Origin of the sequence: Amphritea pacifica (genome assembly GCF_016924145.1) — a bacterium.
Lineage (GTDB): Bacteria > Pseudomonadota > Gammaproteobacteria > Pseudomonadales > Balneatricaceae > Amphritea > Amphritea pacifica.
In genome coordinates this window covers 1-492 of the sequence record NZ_JAFFZO010000111.1, presented here as the reverse complement: position 1 = coordinate 492, position 492 = coordinate 1, and the positions used below count along the sequence as shown (strand labels likewise).

1 protein-coding gene is annotated in these 492 nt (G+C 59.6%); it reads right to left on the bottom strand.

Going from position 1 to position 492, the window contains the following annotated elements:
• Positions 1-492: ABC transporter permease subunit (locus tag JW499_RS21630; protein ID WP_205212518.1), on the bottom strand; the 492-nt coding region annotated here is incomplete at both ends.

The following is a 492-nucleotide window of genomic DNA, read 5'->3' as shown; positions in this document are numbered from 1 at the left end:
CGGTCGCCAGCGAGGAGTTCTTGGTCAGGTTCAGATACTGACTGGTCAGCGGGGGGATCACCACCCGCATCGCCTGAGGAATCACAATCAGCCGCAGCGTTTTGGCTTTCGACATCCCCAGCGCGGTGGCCGCTTCCGTCTGTCCATGAGACACCGCCAGGATACCGGCCCGCACAGTTTCTGCGATAAACGATGCGGTATAGATGCTCAGGGCCAGCCACAGCGCCATCAGCTCGGGTATCACGGTGATACCGCCCTTGAAGTTAAATCCTTTCAGTTCGGGATGATCCAGTCCCAGCGGCATACCACTGAAGAGGAACAGCAGCAGCGGCACACCGACAATCAGGCCGATACCGGTGAGGAATACCGGAAACTGCTGGCCGGTCAGTTCCTGGCGCTTGCGGGCCCAGCGGGCAATCAACCAACTGGCAATGATCGCGCCAAAGAAGCCGATAATCACCAGCCCAAAGCCATCTTCAGGCACCGGCGCCG